15 protein-coding genes are annotated in these 13760 nt (G+C 71.0%); 8 read left to right on the top strand and 7 right to left on the bottom strand.

Annotated elements, in window-relative coordinates; all coding sequences use genetic code 11:
* Positions 1 to 80: 80 nt before the first annotated feature.
* Entirely contained in the window at positions 81 to 392 is a 312-nt protein-coding gene (locus CRP55_RS04445; RefSeq protein ID WP_097318117.1) for a hypothetical protein, read from the top strand.
* On the opposite strand, the gene CRP55_RS04440 is transcribed toward CRP55_RS04445, so the two are convergent.
* Positions 380 to 1168, bottom strand: a complete 789-nt coding sequence (locus tag CRP55_RS04440) for an isocitrate lyase/PEP mutase family protein (RefSeq protein WP_097318116.1) — start codon at positions 1166 to 1168, stop codon at positions 380 to 382. The genes CRP55_RS04445 and CRP55_RS04440 overlap by 13 nt on opposite strands.
* Before the next feature lie 176 nt (positions 1169 to 1344).
* Here CRP55_RS04440 and CRP55_RS04435 point away from each other — a divergent pair, with 176 nt between their 5' ends.
* Positions 1345 to 2142, top strand: a complete 798-nt coding sequence (locus CRP55_RS04435; protein ID WP_245922774.1) for an ArsR/SmtB family transcription factor — start codon at positions 1345 to 1347, stop codon at positions 2140 to 2142.
* A gap of 50 nt (positions 2143 to 2192) precedes the next feature.
* On the opposite strand, the gene CRP55_RS54340 is transcribed toward CRP55_RS04435, so the two are convergent.
* Entirely contained in the window at positions 2193 to 4211 is a 2019-nt protein-coding gene (locus tag CRP55_RS54340) for a serine/threonine-protein kinase (protein WP_245922773.1), read from the bottom strand.
* Positions 4212 to 4321: 110 nt separating this feature from the next.
* Between CRP55_RS54340 and CRP55_RS04425 the strand changes: the two genes are divergently transcribed.
* Entirely contained in the window at positions 4322 to 6055 is a 1734-nt protein-coding gene (locus CRP55_RS04425; RefSeq protein ID WP_097318114.1) for a CocE/NonD family hydrolase, read from the top strand.
* Between the two features lie 8 nt (positions 6056 to 6063).
* Here CRP55_RS04425 and CRP55_RS04420 read toward each other — a convergent pair whose 3' ends face one another.
* Both CRP55_RS04420 and CRP55_RS04415 read right to left on the bottom strand, forming a co-directional pair.
* Positions 6064 to 6423 carry a nuclear transport factor 2 family protein gene (locus CRP55_RS04420; RefSeq protein WP_097318113.1) on the bottom strand — a complete coding sequence of 120 codons (360 nt, stop codon included), beginning with the start codon at positions 6421 to 6423 and terminating at the stop codon, positions 6064 to 6066.
* A 12-nt stretch (positions 6424 to 6435) separates the two neighbouring features.
* On the bottom strand, positions 6436 to 7581 hold the full coding sequence (locus tag CRP55_RS04415) for a serine hydrolase domain-containing protein (RefSeq protein ID WP_097318112.1): 1146 nt from the start codon (positions 7579 to 7581) through the stop codon (positions 6436 to 6438).
* A gap of 47 nt (positions 7582 to 7628) precedes the next feature.
* On the opposite strand from CRP55_RS04415, the gene CRP55_RS04410 reads away from it, so the two are divergent.
* On the top strand, positions 7629 to 8090 hold the full coding sequence (locus tag CRP55_RS04410; RefSeq protein WP_097318738.1) for a hypothetical protein: 462 nt from the start codon (positions 7629 to 7631) through the stop codon (positions 8088 to 8090).
* On the opposite strand, the gene CRP55_RS04405 is transcribed toward CRP55_RS04410, so the two are convergent.
* On the bottom strand, positions 8080 to 8394 hold the full coding sequence (locus CRP55_RS04405; RefSeq protein WP_245922772.1) for a winged helix-turn-helix transcriptional regulator: 315 nt from the start codon (positions 8392 to 8394) through the stop codon (positions 8080 to 8082). The two genes, CRP55_RS04410 and CRP55_RS04405, sit on opposite strands and share 11 nt — an antisense overlap.
* A 67-nt stretch (positions 8395 to 8461) precedes the next feature.
* Here CRP55_RS04405 and CRP55_RS04400 point away from each other — a divergent pair, with 67 nt between their 5' ends.
* Positions 8462 to 9259 carry an alpha/beta hydrolase gene (locus tag CRP55_RS04400; protein ID WP_097318110.1) on the top strand — a complete coding sequence of 266 codons (798 nt, stop codon included), beginning with the start codon at positions 8462 to 8464 and terminating at the stop codon, positions 9257 to 9259.
* Here the strand turns inward: CRP55_RS04400 and CRP55_RS04395 are convergent.
* Positions 9240 to 10367, bottom strand: a complete 1128-nt coding sequence (locus CRP55_RS04395; RefSeq protein WP_143234401.1) for an aminotransferase-like domain-containing protein — start codon at positions 10365 to 10367, stop codon at positions 9240 to 9242. The genes CRP55_RS04400 and CRP55_RS04395 overlap by 20 nt on opposite strands.
* Before the next feature lie 38 nt (positions 10368 to 10405).
* Positions 10406 to 10915 (bottom strand): hypothetical protein, encoded by a 510-nt coding sequence (locus tag CRP55_RS04390; RefSeq protein ID WP_097318108.1) that lies wholly within the window; start codon positions 10913 to 10915, stop codon positions 10406 to 10408.
* Positions 10916 to 10949: 34 nt separating this feature from the next.
* Here CRP55_RS04390 and CRP55_RS04385 point away from each other — a divergent pair, with 34 nt between their 5' ends.
* Genes CRP55_RS04385 through CRP55_RS04375 form a run of 3 tightly spaced genes read left to right on the top strand, consistent with a single transcriptional unit; the run spans position 10950 to position 13750 of the window.
* Positions 10950 to 11516, top strand: a complete 567-nt coding sequence (locus CRP55_RS04385; protein ID WP_097318107.1) for a dienelactone hydrolase family protein — start codon at positions 10950 to 10952, stop codon at positions 11514 to 11516.
* A 57-nt stretch (positions 11517 to 11573) separates the two neighbouring features.
* Positions 11574 to 12194, top strand: a complete 621-nt coding sequence (locus CRP55_RS04380) for a TetR/AcrR family transcriptional regulator (RefSeq protein ID WP_245922771.1) — start codon at positions 11574 to 11576, stop codon at positions 12192 to 12194.
* Positions 12191 to 13750: an MDR family MFS transporter gene (locus CRP55_RS04375; protein WP_097318105.1), complete on the top strand. Its 1560-nt coding sequence runs from the start codon at positions 12191 to 12193 to the stop codon at positions 13748 to 13750. The genes CRP55_RS04380 and CRP55_RS04375 overlap by 4 nt, the downstream gene beginning before the upstream one ends.
* The last annotated feature ends 10 nt before the right edge of the window (positions 13751 to 13760 follow it).

The following is a 13760-nucleotide window of genomic DNA, read 5'->3' as shown; positions in this document are numbered from 1 at the left end:
CGGGTGACCCGCGTGACAGCTTCGGTTATGTGCTCAGGGCGTCGGGTAAGCCCAGCCCCGAGAGGGAAGGGGATAGCGACATGACCAGGGAGAACTTCAACACCGAGGCCGCCGAGGGTGAGCGTGACCGCCGGTTTCACGGTGGCAGTCCCGCGCACCTCGACGATGACGAGCTGGCTCGCCGGACCGAGGCGGAGCGGGCCGAAGCCGGCGTCACCGCTTACGACCGGGGGGACGTGCCGGCGGCCACCGACGAGCCGGTGCCGTACGACCCGCAGGCCGACAGCGTCGAGCAGGACATCGAGAGTGTGACGGCCCGGCAGGAGGCTGAAGGCGAGAACGTGCCGCTCAGCAAGGACAACCCGTTCCCGCCCACCCGCTACGCGGAATAGCGCATCAAGTCGTTGAGCTCGCCGTAGTCGTACGACTCGGCGAGTTCTTCCGCGTACGTGCCCTGGTCGAGCGCCTGCCTCGTGACGCGGCCGAACATGGCGTACGCCGCCTCGGCCGCCCACGAGCCGAGGCTGACCCGGGCCACGCCCAGCTTCGCCAGCTCGCCGACCGTGGGGGCGCCCGGACCGGTCAGGATGTTGAGCGGGGCGGCGATGCGGCCGGCCAGCGCCGCCACAGTGGACGGGTCGGTCACACCGGGCACGAAGATGCCGTCGGCGCCGGCCTCGACCAGAGCCTCGGCCCGGGCGACGGTCTCGTCCAGGTCGCCGCGGCCACGCAGATAGGCGTCGAGCCGCGCGTTGATGAACAGGTCGTCGCCGGCGGCTGCGCGGGCGGCCGCGATCCGGGCCGTCTGCTCCTCGACGGTCCGGCTGCCGTCCTCGATGTTCACGCCGGCCGCCCCGGCCGCGACCACCAGCCGGACCGTCTCCGCCACGTCGGCTGGTGCGGCGCCGAAGCCGGACTCGATGTCGGCCGTCACCGGCACGGCTACGGCGGCGACGACCCGGCGGATCAGCGCGATCGCGTCGTCGCGGCCGAGGGTGTCGCCGTCCGCGGCGCCCAGGCTCCAGGCGACACCCGCGCTGGTGGTGGCCACGGCCGGCGAGCCCGCGGCGGCGGCGATCCGGGCGGTCGCCGCGTCCCAGGCGTTGACCAGGACGAGCGGGGTGCCGGGGGTGTGCAGGGACCGGAGGAGAGCGGCTTTTTCGTTCACGGGAACGAGTCTTCGCGATGTACCGCCGGAGCCGTAAGGTTTGAGTCCCAGCTAAAACCACGGAGTCGGAATTGGTCTCCATCGCCCTGTCGGCGGTCTCGGCGACGCGTGTCCGCTTTGCCGTCTCTTGCTTGTGGGAGGTGCTCGCCGGCGTACGACGGAACAAAGATCTTGGTTTGTCGCCGGGAGGTCTGCTGGGGCGGCTGGTGGCGCCGACGGGTGGCTACACGCCCGATTTTCTGACGCCGGCGCCGGCCGGGCTTTCGCCCGACCTCGACCGTGAGCTGGCCGGATTGATCGAGACAGACCCTTCGGCTGTACGGGCGCAGGTGTCGCTGATGGCGTCGCCGGTGCGCGCCCTCCACGATGATCCGGTCGGTGGCCTGGCCCGGCTGGCCGACGAGATCGCGGAATATTGGTCCACAGCAGTCAAACCGGACTGGCCACGGAGGCGCGGCCTGCTCGACGCCGAGGTGCAGCGCCAGGCCCGGCGGCTGGCGTCGGAGGGTGCCGACGTCGTCCTGAACGACCTGCATCCGAGCGTGAGCTGGGCCGACGGGGTGCTCCGGGTCGATCAGCCGCATTGCCTGGCGCCGGACGTGCCGGCCGGCAGTGGTCTGGTCCTGATTCCGTCCGTGTTCGTGTGGCCGGCGGTCCTCACGGTCTCGGCCGGCGAGATCCCGCAGATCGCGTACCCGGCTCGCGGCGTGGCCACCCTGTGGGAGCGGCCGGCCGGGCCCTCGGACGCGTTGAGCGCGGTGCTGGGCCGCGGGCGCGCCCGGATCCTGACCGCGTTGTCGGCGCCACTGTCGACGACCGAGTTGGCCCAGCGAACGGGCATCACAGCGGGTGGGGTGTCACAGCATTTGAGCACGCTCCGTGCCGCCGGTCTGGTCACCACGCACCGCCAGGGCAGGGCCGTCCTCAACAGCCGCACGTCGGCGGCCGACGTCCTCCTGGCGGCCGCGCTCTAGAGCGGCAGCACCACGGTGTCGGCTGGCCTGGCGACGCAGGTGACGCCGCTCTAAAGCGGCAGCACCACCGGAGTCGGCTGGCCGGCGACGCAGGTGACGGTGATGCGGTATTTCTTAGCCGGCTTACCAGCCTCGACCTCGGTGTCCGCCGTGGCGAAAAGGATTCGCGCGGTGAACGCCGGGCCCGCCTCGACCTCCTTCGCCGTGTAGCCGGGCGCCGGCTCCCAGCTCGTCAGCCGGGCCTTCCCCTGCTCGCACACCGCGTGGACCGACCCGCCCGCCGAGCCGATCCGCTTGCCCTCGGGCGGCGCGGCCGAGGCCGGCGGAGGCGCCTCGGCCGTATCACTGGGTGTGGGCGCCAGGCTGTCAGAGGGCACGATCGGCATCTGCGATGGTCCTACGGAGGGTGGTGGTCCACTGGCGACGGTCGCGCTCTGTCCCGCCGGCGGGGTGACGATCGGTGCCTGGGCCGCTTGGGTGGCGCGCGTGGTCGGCGACCCCAATCCCCGGCTCGCCGCGGGCCCGGGCGAGGTCGGCGCGACGACGGCCTGCTGCCGCCGCTCGCCCCTCTCGTCGCCGGCGAGACCCCAGGCCGCCAGCCCGGCGACGGTCAAGGCCGCCGCGGCGCCGCCCGCCATGAGCCACTTGCGCTCTTTCAGCGGTACGCGTCGGAGCCCGCCCCCTGCCGCACGCCCGCGCACCGCGCTCTCGCCCGGCTGGACCCGCGTGACCGCCGCGGCCCGCCCACGGTCATACCCGACGGGGCCATCACCAGCTCGCCGGACCGACCGGCCGCCCGAAGCCGCGCCCTCGACCCCCGAACCCGCACGCCCACCGGCCGAACCTTCGCCACCCGCGCCAGCACGTCCACCGGCCGAGCCTCCGGCACCCGCGCCCGCCCACACATCCGCCGAGCCCTCAGCGCCCCAACCCCCACTCCCGCCGGCCGCGCCACCAGCACCCGAACCCGCACGTCCACCGGCCGCGCCTCCGGCACCCGCGCCCGCCCGCCCGCCGGCCGAGCCCCCGCGTCCCCGCCCGAGAGCCGAACCCGCGCCGCCGCTGTCCGAGGCTGCCTGCCCGCCAACCGAGCCGGCGTCCGAAGCCCCGCTGCCTCGGCGACGGTTCCCGGCCGTGCCGGCCCCGCCGCTGGGCGCGGCCATCGGTGGTGGCGTCGAGTCGGCGCGGGCGTCGTCCGCCGGCGATGCCGGGCTCGGGATTCTTGTGGGTGTTTCGCGTGCTTCATCGCGTACCGCGAAAGCCTCGGCCGCGTCGGCCAAGGTGACCGAGACCTCGCTCGCCGTTGGACGCTCCGTAGGGTCCTTGCGGAGACAGCGCGTAATCAGATCGGCCACCCCGGGCGGCACCCCGGGCAGTTCGGGCAGGGGTGCCGGCTCGACGTAGACGTGGGCCCGCAGCATCTGCGTCGTGCTCTCGACGCTCCACGGGGACTCGTGCGCGAGCAGCCGGTAAAGGAGCACCCCCAGCGCGTACACATCGGAGGCCGGCTCCACCGCCGCGCCCGCCAGACGCTCCGGCGCCAGGTACGCCGGCGTCCCCACCAGCATCTCCTCGGGCTCGAGCCCTACCGCCGCCGCGATGCCGAAATCGACCACCTTGGCGCCGGACGGCGTGACCATGATGTTGGCCATTTTGATGTCGCGGTGGACCAGTCCGTCCGCGTGGGCCGCGGCCAAGGCGGCCGCCACCTCGCCGCAAATGCGGAAGACCTTGCGTGGCGGCAGCGGGCCGGACGCCACTCTCTGCTGAAGTGTGGGGCCGTTGATGAGTTCCATCACCACGTACGGCAACGGTGTGCCCGTCTCCGAAGCCTCGCCGAAGTCGTAGACCTGCGCGATGTTGGGGTGGGAGAGGGTCGCCGCGGCGCGGGCCTCGTCGCGGATGCGGGCGCGCGACTGCGGGTCGCCCGCGAAACGGGCGGCCAGCACCTTCACCGCGACCCGGCGCCCGAGCACCTCGTCGCGGGCGCGCCACACCACCGCCATGCCGCCGCTGCCGAGTTCGCCGAGCAATTTGTATCGGCCGCCGAGCGTTTCCCGAACCTCCACCGTGGCAGTGTGCCCGTCCCGCCGGAAAATCGCACATCCGAAGCCCACTCGAATGGCATTCACATTCGCATTTGGCTTATTGTTTCGAGGGCACCGGGGAGGAATTGATCATGGCTTTTCGTTTCGCGGACGCGGCTCTCGGCCGATTGTTGCGGGTCGCGCCCGCAGCCAACGACTACTCCGTGGCCGCCGCGCGCGTGCCCATGCGCGACGGCGTCACGCTGGCCGCCGACCATTTCGCGCCGCGGGTCGCCCGGCCGAAAGGCACGGTGCTGATCCGCACCCCGTACGGCCGCGGATTTCCGTCCTCGGCCCTCGAGGGGCGGCTCTATGCCGCGCGCGGCTACCACGTGGTGATCCAGAGCGTGCGGGGCACTTTCGGTTCCGGCGGCTCTTTCCGTCCCATGGCGCAGGAAGCCTCCGACGGACAGGACACTGTGGCCTGGCTGCGGAAACAGCACTGGTTCGACGGCCGGCTGGCCACGCTGGGCGCGTCCTATCTGGGCTGGGCGCAATGGGCGCTGATGCAGGATCCGCCGCCCGAGTTGCGCGCCGCGATCGTTCTCGTCGGGCCGCATGATTTCCGCGAGGCCGTCTTCGGCACCGGCGCTTTCACGGTCGGCGATTTCCTCGGCTGGAGCGACATGATCGCCCATCAGGAGGACGGCGGATTGCTTTCCCGCGTACGCAACGGCGCCTCCGCGCCGCGACGGCTCCGCCCCGCTTTGTCGGGTCTGCCGATGCCCGACGCCGCCGATCCGGTTCTGCGCGGCCGCGCACCCTGGTATCGCGAATGGCTTTCGCACCCCGACGGCGACGATCCGTGGTGGCAGCCCTATCGCGCCGGCGGCGCCCTCTCCACCGTTTCCACGCCGACGCTTCTGATCGGTGGATGGCAAGATCTTTTCTTGACCCAAACCCTTTTCCAGTACGAGTCCTTGCGCGCCCGCGGCGTCGATGTGGCCCTGACGGTCGGCCCGTGGACCCACCTCGAGCTCGGCTTGCAGGGCGCCGCCACCGTGGCCCGCGAGGGCCTGGCCTGGCTCGACCAGCATCTGGCGGGCGGCCCGCCGGCCCGCCGCTCCCCGGTCCGCGTCTACCGCACCGGCGAGCGCCGCTGGCACACGCTGCCCGCGTGGCCGCCACCCGCGACCCCGGCGGTCTTCCAGCTGCACGCCACGCGCCGCCTGACGCTGTCGGCCTCGCCCGCAACCACCCTCCCGGCCGCCGCCACGCCGGCGGCCGAGCCCGTGCCCGACGTGCCCTCATCCGCCGCGCCGGTACCGGCTGTGCCCGGTGTCGTGCGGGTCGGGCCCGAGGAGGGCACGGTGAGTTTCCGCTACGACCCGGCCCACCCCACGCCGACCGTCGGCGGGCGCACGCTGACCGGCTCGATGGGCGTCAAGGACAACCGCAAGCTGGAGTCGCGGCCCGACGTCGTCACCTTCACCACCGATCCGCTGCCGACCGCGGTCGACGTGATCGGCTCACCCACTCTCGAACTGGCCATCGCCGTCGACCCCGCGTACGCCGACGTCTTCGTGCGCCTCTGCGACGTCGACAGCCACGGCCGCTCCCGCAACTTCTCCGACCACCTGCACCGCCTCGACCCGGCCGTCCCCGCCGGACAGGTGCACCACCTCTCACTGGCGATGGACGCGTGCTTCCACCGCCTGCGAGCCGGCCACCGCCTCCGCTTACAGATCTCCGGCGGCTCTTTCCCCCGGTACGCCCGCAATCCCGGCATGCCCGGCACACCGGCCGAGTCGCGCACGCTGACCCCGTCGGTGCACACGATCCACTGTGCCGGCTCGCGCCTCCTGCTGCCGGTGGCGGCCGCCTGAGGCCTGTCCTAGGAGCGCGGGTGCTTCATCCACCACTCGGTGAACTGCCGGGCCTGCCCCAGATTGTCCAGGCGCAGCACCCACAGGTTGCTGTACACGTCGTTCGGATACGTGGTGGTCGCCTCGATCATGGCGAGTTCCTCGGTGACCAGCAGCGGATGCCACTCGAAGGTCGTGGAGCCGGGCTCGTCCTTGATCGCGAGCCACTTCTCGACGATCGTGTCGCGGCCCAGCCACGGCTCGGCGTAGGGCTCGGTGAAGTACGCCGCGTCCTCGGTGAACAGATCGCCGATGTGCCGCGGATCGTTGGTCTCCCAGGCCTTGCGATAGTTGCCGACCCACGCCGTCACCGCGTCGAGACTGGTCATCGCGCCTCCCTTTCAAGGACGGATGGTGTACGCCAGTTTGCCGAACTCGCCGATGGTCCCGTTCCACAGCAGGTCCGAGACCTGGCTCAGCACGATCAGCGTGACGCCCTCGTGAGGGTCGTTGAACCACGTCGTGCCGCACCCGCCGGACCATCCGTACCGCCCCGGACCGGAGACCTCGTCCGCCTCGACCGTGACGGCCAGACCGTAGCCCCATCCGCTGCCTCCGAGAAAGAAGGAACCCGACTCGATCTGGGCCGGCGTCAGATGGTTGGTGGTCATCGCGGCGACCGACTGTTCCGACAGCAGGCGCGTGCCACCCCGTACACCCTTGTTGTGAAGCAAACGGGCGAAGGCCAGGTAGTCGTCGGCGGTGGAGATCAGACCGCCCGACCCGGACGGGAACGCCGGCGGCCGGCTCCAGTCGCCCATCTCCTGGACCTCGCCGTTCTCGTACTGCGTGGGCAGCTCGGCGGCGAGGGGCAGCGGCACCGAGAAGCCGGTGTTGCGCATGCCGAGCGGCTCGAAGATCCGTTCCCGCAGCAGGTCGCCGAGGGGTTTGCCGGCGGCCCGGGCGAGCAGCACGCTCAGCACGAGCGTGCCCGCGTTGTAGTTCCACCGATGCCCCGGCTGGGTGATCAGCGGCAGCGATCCGAACCGCTTGATCCACTCGTCCGGCTCGTGCGGGATGCGCGGGTACATGCCCAGCATCTGCAGGTCGAGTTCCTGCCAGGCCCGGACGATCGGCCACGGCGGGTCGACCTGGTCGCCGTCGATGACCGCGCCGAAGCCGAGGGTGAAGGTCAGCAGATCCTCCACGGTCACCGGCCGTTCGGCGGCGACCGTCTCGCTCAACGGCCCGTCGGGCCGGGCCAGCACCCGCTGACCGGCGACCTCGGGCAGGAACTTCGCGACCGGCTCCTCGAGGTCGAGCACGTCGTCCTCGGCCAGCATCAGGGTGGCCACGGCCATCACCGGCTTGGTCATCGAGGCGATCCGGAACGGCGTGTCGCGGCGCATCGGCGTGTCACCGCCGAACGCGGTCACCCCGACCGCCTCGGCCAGCACGTCGTCACCCCGCGCGACCAGGGCGACCAGGCCCGGGAACTCCCCGCGCTCGACCCGCGCGGCCATCGCTTGCTGCAGCTGAGATGCCATGAGGTCATCTTCCTTTTTTGTCGGAGGTCATCGCTATGGTGCCGGTCATGGAACAGAACTGGCGGCATCTTCCGGCTCCGGCCCGGCCCATCGCCGCCGCGGCCTCCGAGGCGGTCGCCGCGGCCCAGGCCCACGACGGCGACGCTCTGACCGCGGCCGTCGACGACCTGGCGGCGCTCGACCACGGCCTCGTCCTCGGCACGGCGACCCGCCTGCTGCTGGAGGACGCTCATCCCGACGGCCTCGACGGCGACGCCGTGCGCGATGTGCTGGAGCGCACCGTCCGGTCGGCCGCCGCCTGGCAACCCGACGTCGATCCCCACGTCATCCTGCTCCTGTTGGCGGGCGCTCTGGGCGTACTGGAGGAAGATGACACCCCGCCTCCGAAACCGGACGTCCTGGCCCGCCACGCGGCTCTGCTCCTGGCCGAGCTGCTGAAAGGCCGGGAGACCAAGGCCGTGTTCACCGCGGCCCTGGTGGAGATAGAGCGGGCTCAGCTCAATGATTGACCGAGGCCCACTTGCAGATCGCGGCCAGCGGCTCCTCCAGCGTGAGCCCGAGCGCCGTGAGCTCGTATTCGACGTGCTGCGGCGCGGCCTGTTTCAGCACCCGCCGCTCGACCAGCCCGTCCGCCTCCATGCCGCGCAGCGTCTCGGTCAACATCTTCTGCGTGATGCCCGGCACCCGCCGCCGTAACTCGGCCGGCCGGCGCGGCCCCGCCAGCAGCGAATAGATCAGCAGCACCCGCCACTTCGCGGCCAGCCGCTCCAGCGCCTGCCGGGTCACGCAGCTCTCCTCGAGCACGTCCGGCACCACAGCATGATAGGCACCCGGAAGTGCCTTCTGTCGATCTGCCACGTCCGCAGCCTAGTGTCACGGCGTGACCGAACGAGTGATCATCAGTAGCGAGGGCCTGGCCCTCTCCGGCATCCTGCGCCGCGCCGACTCCGACCGCGCGATCGTCCTGTCCGGACCTTTCACGGGAGTCAAAGAGCAGGTCACGGGCCTGTACGCCGAACGACTGACCGCCGCCGGCTTCACCACACTGGCCTTCGACCACCGCGGCTTCGGCGAGAGCGAGGGCCGCCCCCAGCACGAGGACAGCCAGGGCAAACTGGCCGACCTGCGCGCCGCGGTCTCCCTGTTGGCGCCCCGCCGTGTCGCCCTGGTCGGCATCTGCCTGGGTGGCGGCTACGCCATGCGGGCCGCCGCCACCGATCCCCGCGTCACCGCCGTGGTCGGCATCGCGGGCGCGTACAACAGCCCCGCGTGGTTCGCCGACCGGATGGGGGCGTCCTCCTACCGCGCGGCCCTCGCCGACATGATCGCCCGCTACGACGAATACCTGCCGGCCGTCGCGGAGACCGGCGACGCCGCCATGCCCGGCGAGGAGCCGTGGTCCTACTACTCGGCCCACACCGCGAACTGGACGAACCGGGTGACCCGTGGGTCCCTGCACAGCCTGATGACCTTGGACGTTCTCGGCGTACGCCCTCTGCTCCCACCCAGCCTGATCATCCACGGCCGCAAGGACGACTACTGCTCGCCCGACCTGGCCACGGCCATGGCCGCCGACAAGACCGTCTGGCTCGACACGGACCGTCACGTCGACCTGTACGACGCCGAGCCCTACGTCACCCAGGCCGTCGACGAGACCGTCAGCTTCCTGTCGTCATAGCGGCGGCCTTCAGACGACGGGCGGCTTCGATCAGGTCCGGGGGCGGCAGGTGCGAGAAACTCAGCCGTACGAACCCCGAGCCGCCCCGCCCACCGACATGAAACCGGGTCCCCGGTACGAAGGACGTCCCGTGCCGCTCGGCCACCACCAGAAGATCGTCCGCGTGCACCCCGTCCGGCGTGGGCAGCCACAGGAACCAGCCGCCGTCCGGCGACTCCACCCCGTCGAGGGCGCCCACGAGCGCGTCCCGTTGCGCCGCATACCGATCCCGGATCATCACCAGGTGCCGGTCGTAGGCGCCGCTCCCCCCGAACACCGCCATGGTCAGCGCCACGGAGTGGTTCACGCCCCCACCACTGTCCACATAGCCCAGATCGGCCAGCCGCCCCACGACCTCCGGCGCCGCGTTGATCCACCCCAGCCGCAGGCCAGGCGCCACCACCTTGGAGAAGGACCCGAGCCGCACCACACCGGCTCCCCCGGCGATCCGCCACAGAGACGGTGGCGCCACCCCCGCGTACGAAAGCTCCCGATAGGTGTCGTCCTCGACAATGGTGAGATCGTTCCGCTGCGCGAGCTCCACCAGAGCCCGCCGCCGCTCGCCCGGCAGACTGCGCCCGGTCGGATTGGCGAAGGTGGGAACGAGATAGACAATCGGCACCCGCCGCCCGCTCCCCCGCAGGTCCCGCAGCCGCGCGCCCAGAGCATCCGGCAGCACCCCGTCGACATCGGCCGGCGCCGGCACAAGCTCGAGCCCTCGATCGGCGAGCACCCGCAACGCCAGGTGATAGGTGGGCGCGTCGACGAGAGCCACATCTCCTGGCCGCGTCAGCACCTCAGCGGCAAGAGCCAGCCCATGCGAGGCCCCGCCGGTAACAAAGGTCTCCGCGGCGGCCCCCGCATCCGCCCTGCCCGCCAGCCAGTCGATCAGCGGCCCCGGCCCCACACCCCGCCCATAGGCAAGCTGCCGCCACCCGAATTCCCGCGCCGCCGCACCCCCGGCCACCGCCCACGCCTCCACCGGCAGCAGCTCAGGCCGCGGATGCCCCCACCCGAGATCAAGAATCCCGTCCCGATGCACGAACTGAAGCAGCCGCCCACTGTCCATCCAGGTCACCGTACCGGCGCCCCTGCCGAGACCGCGGCCTACTCCTCGTCCTCCGGGTAGGGCACGGACCGCTCCCACGCCGCCTCGAACTCGGCATGGCTGATCTCCATCCGCACGTATCGAGGGTCCCGGAGGTCTCGCGGCGGATTGGGCAGGTCCTCGGCCAGGCGGAACACGCCCTCCGGTGACACCTCCACCTCCCGCAGGCGGCGCCCGTCCGGGCCCACCTCCACGAGGAAGTCGACTCCCTCCTCGTCGTCGCGCAGATACACCCGCTTCCGCCCCGCAAGCACTCCGTACCCGGGCACCGATCGGTGCGCGGTGCGCTGGTCCCGCAGGTCCGCCAAGGAGGTCCCCGACAGCGCGTCCAGGTGCAACTCCTCGTCGGCGAGGGGACCGCTCTCGCGAATGCTCTCCTCGTCGGTGATCACCTCGATCTCGGCGACGCTCTCCACGATCTCCTCGGGCGAAGCGGCCCACACCCACCACCACGAACCACCCATGCCGTAGTCGTGGCACACCAGATACCGCTTCTTCTCCGGATCCATCGGGCGAGGGTGCCACAACGGGGACCATGGGTGGATGGGGTCGGTTGCGGTTTTTCACTCGGTTTACGGGCTTCGGGAGTCGGTTCTGCGGGCGGCCGAGCGCCTCCGCCACGCCGGGCATGACGTGGTGGCGCCAGATCTCTATGGGCTGCCCGCGGCGGACGACCTGGCGGACGGGTTCGCGCTGGCGGACAAGGTGGGGTGGGCCGGGATCGTCGAGCGCGCCCGTGACGCCGTACGGACGCTGCCGCCGGAGGCGGTTTTGATGGGTTTCTCGATGGGGGTCGGCGTGATCGAGGCGCTGCTTCCGGAGCGGCCGCGGACGGCCGGGGTGGTCATGGTCTCCGGGGCCGGGGCCATTGATTCCGTACGGCCGGGGTTGCGGGCCCAACTGCATGTGGCTGATCCGGATGCCGAGTTCGTGCCGCCGGCCGCCGTGGAGAAGTGGACCGAGAGCATGACGCGAGCGGAGGCGGTCTTCGAGGTCTACCGCTATCCGGGCGTAGGGCACCTCTGGGTGGATGAGGATCTGCCGGACTATGACTGTCCGGCTGCCGGGCGCTTCTGGGACCGGTGTGCGGAATTCTTGCGACTGTCGTGACTTACTGCACAGACTAAAAGTTTGCAGGGACTGCAACTTCGCGCCTAGCCTGCGGCTGTGCTCAATCGCCGGGATCGTAAGAAGCAGCAGACCAGGTCGGCTCTGATGAGTGCCGCCCTGCGCCTGGCCGACGAGCGCGGGCTCGACCACGTGACCGTGGAGGAGATCAGCGAGGCGGCCGATGTGTCGCCCCGGACGTTCTTCAACTACTTCGCGACCAAGGACGACGCCATCATCGGGGAGCAGATCGCCGATGGGCCCTCCGTCTGCGATCGGCTTCTCGCCACGCCGGTCGAGGTGCCGCTCATTCCGGCCATTCTGGCCGCGCTCACGCCCGAGATCGAGCAGTTCCAGGCCGACCGGGATCTGTGGCTGCTGCGCATGCGCGTCATCAAGGACAACCCGGCCCTGCTGCCGATCCTCGTCTCCCGCGGCGCCGTCGCCGAGCAGGAGTCGGCGGTGGCCATCGCGACCCGTCTCGGGCTGCCCGCCGATGACTTCTTTCCGCTGCTCGCGGCCACCCTCACCGGCACCGCCGTGCGCGCCGCGATGATGCGCTGGGCCGACACCGACGGCGCCGGCGACCTCCTCGAACTCGTCCGCGAGGCCTTCGGCGTCCTGGCCGGGGGCCTGCAACCCGAGCACCTGAACCCCGAGAAACAGAAAGGCAATCGATGACAGCCACCCAGGACGAGACCAGCGGGCGGATGTCGCGCGGCGAAGTCGTGCAGGCCCTGTCCGGCCTGATGCTCGGCATGTTCGTGGCGATCCTCGCCTCGACCGTCGTCTCCAACGCGCTGCCCCGGATCATCGCCGACCTCGGCGGCAGCCAGTCCGTCTACACCTGGATCGTCACGACCGAGCTGCTGGCGATGACCGCCACCGTGCCGCTCTGGGGCAAGCTGGCCGACCTCTACAGCAAGAAGCTGCTGGTCCAGCTCTCGCTGCTGCTTTTCGTAGCCGGCTCACTGATCGCCGGCTTCACCCCGGACGTCGGCGTCCTGATCGTCAGCCGGGCCGTGCAGGGCATCGGTGCCGGCGGTATGACCGCGCTCGCCACCATCGTGATGGCCTCGATCATCCCGCCCCGCGAGCTGGGCCGCTATTCGGGCATCTTCGGCGCCGTCTTCGGTGTCGCCACCATCGCCGGCCCGCTGATCGGCGGCGTCATGGTGGACACGTCGTGGCTGGGCTGGCGCTGGTGCTTCTTCATCGGCGTGCCGTTCTCGATCGCCGCCATCCTCCTGCTGCAGAAGACTCTGCACCTGCCGTCGTCGCGGCGCGAGGTGAAGATCGACTGGCTGGGCGCTCTGCTGATCACGGCGGGCGTCAGCACGCTGCTGATCTGGTCCACGCTGGCCGGTCAGCACTTCGACTGGGCGTCGTGGGAGACCGCGATCTTCGTCGTGGGTGGCGTCCTGCTGCTGGCCCTGGCCGTATGGGCCGAGTCGAAGGCGCCGGAGCCGGTGGTGCCGCTGCGCATCTTCCGCAACCGCACGGTCACCCTGGCCATCGTCGCCAGCGTCCTCGTCGGCGTGGCCATGTTCGGCGGCACGGTCTTCCTGTCGCAGTACTTCCAGGTCGCGCTCGGTAAGTCCCCGACGGTGGCCGGCCTCATGAGCCTGCCGATGATTTTCGGTCTTCTGGTCTCCTCGACGGTCGCCGGAGCGCTCATCACGAAATTCGGCAAGTGGAAGATGTACCTGGTCGTGGGCGCGATCGTGATGACCATCGGCATGCTGCTGCTGAGCGCCATCGACGCCCGGACGAGCGTTCTCATGCTCTCGGTGCACATGGCGGTGCTCGGCATCGGCGTCGGCATGCTCATGCAGAACCTGGTGCTGGCCGCGCAGAACGACGTGCCGGCGGCCGAGCTCGGCGCGGCCACCTCCGCGCTGACCTTCTTCCGCAGCATGGGCGGCGCCATCGGTGTCAGCGCGCTCGGCGCCGTGCTGGCCAGCCGTGTGACCTCGCTGTTCACCGAGAAGTTCGGCGCGGCGGCGACGTCCGGCGGCTCCACCGAGGTGCCCGACGTCAGCACGCTCCCGCCGCAGGTGCTGGCCGTGGTCAAGGACATCTACGGCACGGCGACGTCCGACCTGTTCCTGGTCGCGGCCCCGATCGCGTTCCTCGCGGTCATCGCGGTCGTCTTCATCAAGGAGAAGCCGCTGTCGACCCTCAGCGGTGACGAGCGCCGCGCCCAGGAGGAAGCGGCCGCTCTCTCCCTGCACTGAGAGCGCCGGG

The organism is Paractinoplanes atraurantiacus (genome assembly GCF_900215205.1).
In the GTDB taxonomy this organism is placed as follows: domain Bacteria; phylum Actinomycetota; class Actinomycetes; order Mycobacteriales; family Micromonosporaceae; genus Actinoplanes; species Actinoplanes atraurantiacus.
The sequence above is the reverse complement of the archived record's forward strand: the minus strand, read 5'-3'. Positions and strand labels throughout refer to the sequence as shown.